A 4,331-nucleotide genomic window follows, 5' to 3' on the forward strand; every position below is an offset into this window, starting at 1 on the left:
CCGGCTGACCGTGCCCAAGCCCGGCACCCCGGCCACCGGCCCGGCCGCCAACGGCGACGCCGCGCCCGGCACCGGGGCCGTCGCCACCGGCGCCCTCGCCCCCGGCTTCACCGTCACCCAGACCACGGTGGTCACCGAGCAGCGCGGCCTCGGCCTGTCCGGCCTCACCTGCACCCCGGCCGCGACCAGCTTCTGGTTCGCCGGGGCCAGCACCGCCGCCGACCGGGTCGACTACCTCAGCCTGGTCAACACCGAGTCCGCCGCCGCGGTGGTGGACATCAAGCTGTATGGCGACAAGGGCCTGATCGACAACGACGCCGCCAACGGGATCACCGTCTCGCCCGGCAGCTCCCAGGCCGTCCTGCTGTCGACCCTCACCAAGGGCGCGGTCGCCGACCTCGCGGTGCACGTGGTGGTGCGCTCCGGGCGGGTCGGCGCCGCGCTGCACGCCGCCGACGGCGGCAAGGGCGCCGACTGGGTCCCCGCCTCGGACGCCCCGGCCCCGGTCCAGGTGATGCCCGGCCTGCCCGCCGACACCGCCTCCGCCCGCCTGGTGGTCTGGGCGCCGCCGGAGGACGACGCCGACCTGAAGATCCAGCTGTCCGGCAAGAACGGCTGGTTCAGCCCGGCCGGCAACGAGTCGATCCACGTCAAGGCGGGCATGGTGGCCGCCGTCGACCTCGGCAAGCTCACCCGGGACGAGGTCGCCGGGCTGCGGCTGTCGCCCAGCGACGACAAGCACCGCACCCCGGTCGTGGCCGGGCTGCGGGTCGACCGGGCGGCGGCCAACGGCAAGACCGACGCGGCCTGGCTGACCGGCAGCGACCCGGTCGGCGCCCGCGCCACCGTCGCCGACAACCGGGCCGGCGCCTCCACGCTCTACCTGACCTCCAGCGGCGAGGCCGCCACCGTCCGGGTCACCGCCTCGGCCGGCAGCGGCGGCGGCACCCCGGCCACCAAGGAGGTCCAGCTGCCGGCCGGCGGCACGGTCGCCCTCCCGGCGCCCGAGCCCGCCGGGCTGAACGGCGTCTTCGCGCTCACCGTGGAGACCGTCTCCGGCGGCCCGGTGATGGCCGCCCGGATGCTCTCCCTGCCGGCCAAGGACGTGCCGATGTTCACCGTCCAGGCGCTGCGCGACGACCGCAGCACCGTCAAGGTCCCGCAGGCCGGCCAGGACCCGGGCGTCGTCCTGCGCTGAGCGCGCCGAGCGGGGCCCGCGCCGGACACCCGGCGCGGGCCCCGACCCGTCTCAGTCCTCGTCGTAGCGCGGGTCGATGGCGTCCGGCGACAGCCCGAGCAGCTCCGCGACCTGTTCGATCAGGATCTCGTGCACCAGCGCCGCGCGGTCCTCCCGGGTCTTCGCCCGGATCTCCACCGGCCGCCGGTACACCACGATCTGGCTCTTGCGCCCCTGCTGGCCCGGCGACACCCGCCCCAGCGGCACGCCGTCCTCGGCGTCGGCGCCGTCCGGCTCGTGCAGCGGCACCTCCTGGACGGCGAACTCCACCTCGATCAACTGCGGCCAACGCCGTTCGAGGCGCTCCACCGACTCGCGCACGTAGTCGTCGAACAGTTCGGAGCGGGTGAGCGAGATCGGCACCTGGGGCGGCGCCAGCGGGCCGCGCAGGCCCCGCCCGTGCCGGTCGCGGTGCCGGGGGCGGCGCGCCGGGCCTGTCGATGACTGCGGTGCGGAGCTGTCCATATCACTGCCGAGGGTAGTCCTTGGACGGTCGGAAGTGGACCACTCCGACCGGGAATCGCACGGGGCGTCGGATACGCGGACCCGGCGCCCGCGGGGCGACACGGCACCCCCTCCGGGCAGGCGGTCTTCGCTCCCCGGCGGGGAGTGCGGTACCGTCCACCCTCGTGAGCTCTGTACGTCGTTGTTCGCGGACCGCGTGCGGCCGGCCGGCCGTCGCGACGCTGACGTACGTCTACGCGGACTCCACCGCCGTCCTCGGGCCGCTCGCCACCTACGCCGAGCCGCACTGCTACGACCTGTGCGCCGAGCACGCCGAGCGGCTCACCGCCCCGCGCGGCTGGGAGGTCGTCCGGCTCGCCGCCGAGGCCGGGCCGCTGCGCCGCAGCAGCGACGACCTGGAGGCGCTGGCCAACGCCGTGCGCGAGGCCGCCCGCCCGCAGACCCCCCGTCAGGGCCGCGGCTTCGAGGGCGAGTCCACCGAGGGCGGCCGCCGCGGCCACCTCCGGGTGCTGCGCTCGCCCGACAACTGACACCCCTCCCGGTACGGGGCGTCCCCGGTCCTGGCACGGGGCGTTCGTCCGGCCCGGGTACGCTGCCCGTCTACCGTCACCGCGCCCGTCGACCGACGCGCGGTGGCCCCGACGTTTCGTGATCAGTCCTAAAACCAGGGTGGAGCCGCAGTGCGCGACCTCAAGCAGCTCGTGAAGGCGTACGACGTCCGAGGCGTTGTCCCGGACCAGTGGGACGAGAGCCTGTCCCGGGCCTTCGGTGCCGCGTTCGTGCAGGTCACCGGCGCGACCGCGATCGTGGTCGGGCACGACATGCGGCCCTCCTCGCCGTCGCTGAGCCTGGCCTTCGCCGAGGGCGCCGCGGCCTACGGCGCCGACGTGGTGCAGATCGGGCTGTGCTCCACCGACCAGCTGTACTACGCCAGCGGCAAGCTCGACCTGCCCGGCGCGATGTTCACCGCCAGCCACAACCCGGCCCAGTACAACGGCATCAAGCTGTGCCGGGCCGGCGCCGCCCCGGTCGGCCAGGACACCGGCCTGTCCGAGATCCGCGAGCTGGTCGAGTCCTGGACCGCCGAGGACGACACCGTCACCGTCCCGGCCAGGGACGTGAAGCCGGGCGCGCTGTCCGCCCAGGACACCCTGCGCGGCTACGCCGACCACCTGCTGGGCCTGGTCGACCTCACCGCGATCCGCCCGCTCAAGGTCGTGGTGGACGCCGGCAACGGCATGGGCGGCCACACCGTGCCGACCGTCTTCGACGGCCTGCCGATCGAGCTCGTCCCGATGTACTTCGAGCTGGACGGCACCTTCCCGAACCACGAGGCCAACCCGCTCGACCCGAAGAACCTGGTCGACCTCCAGGCCAAGGTCCGCGAGGTCGGCGCCGACGTGGGCCTGGCCTTCGACGGCGACGCCGACCGCTGCTTCGTCGTGGACGAGCGCGGCGAGCCGGTCTCCCCGTCGGCGATCACCGCCCTGGTCGCCGTCCGCGAGATCGCCCGCGCCCGGGCCGCCGGCGAGGCCGAGCCGACCGTCATCCACAACCTGATCACCTCCTGGACCGTCCCCGAGGTGGTCCGCGAGCTCGGCGCCAAGCCGGTGCGCACCCGGGTCGGCCACTCCTTCATCAAGCAGGAGATGGCCGAGACCGACGCCGTCTTCGGCGGCGAGCACTCCGCGCACTACTACTTCCGCGACTTCTGGCGCGCCGACACCGGCATGCTGGCCGCGCTGCACGTGCTGGCCGCGCTCGGCGGGCAGCCGTCCGCGCTGTCCGGGCTCACCGCCGAGTACGACCGCTACGCCGCCTCCGGCGAGATCAACAGCACCGTGGCCGACCAGGCCGCCAGCACCGCCGCCGTCCGCGCCGCCTACGCGGGCGGGGAGGGCACCACGGTGGACGAGCTGGACGGCCTGACCGTGGCCGGCCCGGACTGGTGGTTCAACCTGCGCGCCTCCAACACCGAGCCGCTGCTGCGCCTGAACGTCGAGGCCAAGGACCCGGCGAAGATGGCCGAGCTGCGCGACGGCGTGCTCGCCGTCGTCCGCGGCTGAGCCCCTCGCCCGACGCCTCGCCCGACGCCGCGCCCGAGCCCCCGACCGGGCTCGCGCCCGCGCGGAGCGCCTGAGCACGGGCCCCGGTGCCCCGGCCGGTAGGGTTTCCTATCGGCCGGGGCACCTCCGTGCCACCCCCGAACCTTGGAGAGCCCCATGAAGCTCGAATCCTTCCTGCTGGAGATCCTGGTCTGCCCGCAGTGCCGGGCCGCGCTCGTCGAGGGCGGCACCGAGGAGCAGCCCGAGCTGGTCTGCACCGGCGCGGACTGCGGCCTCGCGTACCCGGTCCGCGAGGGCATTCCGGTCCTCCTGGTGGACGAGGCCCGCCGCCCGGCCTGATCCTGGGGGCGACGCCCGGGACGAAGCCCGGGCGGAAGCCCCGGGACGAAGCCGCCCCGACCGCCCCGACCGCCCGTCCAGGACCGCAGCCGGAGGTTCGCCGCATGCTCGACGACACCCTGCTCGACGACCCGGCCGCCCTCCAGCGCGCCGACCACGACCGCGCCCTGCTGGCCCTGGCCGGCGCCGGTGCGCGGGTCCGCACCGCGCTGCGGCAGGCCGAG

The 4,331-nt window shown here is 75.2% G+C and carries 5 protein-coding genes; 4 read left to right on the forward strand and 1 reads right to left on the reverse strand.

What is annotated here, in order from left to right; genetic code table 11:
• Positions 1–1,198: DUF5719 family protein (locus AE652_RS36235; protein ID WP_049659267.1), on the forward strand; the 1,198-nt coding region annotated here is incomplete at its 5' end.
• Positions 1,199–1,249: 51 nt separating this feature from the next.
• On the opposite strand, the gene AE652_RS36240 is transcribed toward AE652_RS36235, so the two are convergent.
• Complete coding sequence (locus AE652_RS36240) at positions 1,250–1,702, reverse strand: metallopeptidase family protein (RefSeq protein WP_049659268.1); 453 nt, start codon at positions 1,700–1,702, stop codon at positions 1,250–1,252.
• A 164-nt stretch (positions 1,703–1,866) separates the two neighbouring features.
• Between AE652_RS36240 and AE652_RS36245 the strand changes: the two genes are divergently transcribed.
• The 3 genes from AE652_RS36245 to AE652_RS36255 all read left to right on the forward strand — a co-directional run bounded on the left by AE652_RS36245 (position 1,867) and on the right by AE652_RS36255 (position 4,107).
• The gene (locus AE652_RS36245; RefSeq protein ID WP_049659269.1) at positions 1,867–2,232 is read left to right on the forward strand and encodes a DUF3499 domain-containing protein; all 366 of its coding nucleotides are present in this window, start codon (positions 1,867–1,869) and stop codon (positions 2,230–2,232) included.
• A gap of 150 nt (positions 2,233–2,382) precedes the next feature.
• Positions 2,383–3,768 carry a phosphomannomutase/phosphoglucomutase gene (locus tag AE652_RS36250; protein ID WP_049659270.1) on the forward strand — a complete coding sequence of 462 codons (1,386 nt, stop codon included), beginning with the start codon at positions 2,383–2,385 and terminating at the stop codon, positions 3,766–3,768.
• Positions 3,769–3,924: 156 nt separating this feature from the next.
• Positions 3,925–4,107, forward strand: a complete 183-nt coding sequence (locus tag AE652_RS36255; protein ID WP_049659271.1) for a Trm112 family protein — start codon at positions 3,925–3,927, stop codon at positions 4,105–4,107.
• The last annotated feature ends 224 nt before the right edge of the window (positions 4,108–4,331 follow it).

The sequence above is a fragment of the Kitasatospora sp. MY 5-36 genome, from assembly GCF_001182915.1.
In the GTDB taxonomy this organism is placed as follows: domain Bacteria; phylum Actinomycetota; class Actinomycetes; order Streptomycetales; family Streptomycetaceae; genus Kitasatospora.

Bases quoted from the DNA above. Each gene is read 5' to 3' on its own strand.
- AE652_RS36240 (WP_049659268.1), bottom strand. From the start codon at position 1,702: ATGGACAGCTCCGCACCGCAGTCATCGACAGGCCCGGCGCGCCGCCCC.
- AE652_RS36255 (WP_049659271.1), top strand. From the start codon at position 3,925: ATGAAGCTCGAATCCTTCCTGCTGGAGATCCTGGTCTGCCCGCAGTGC.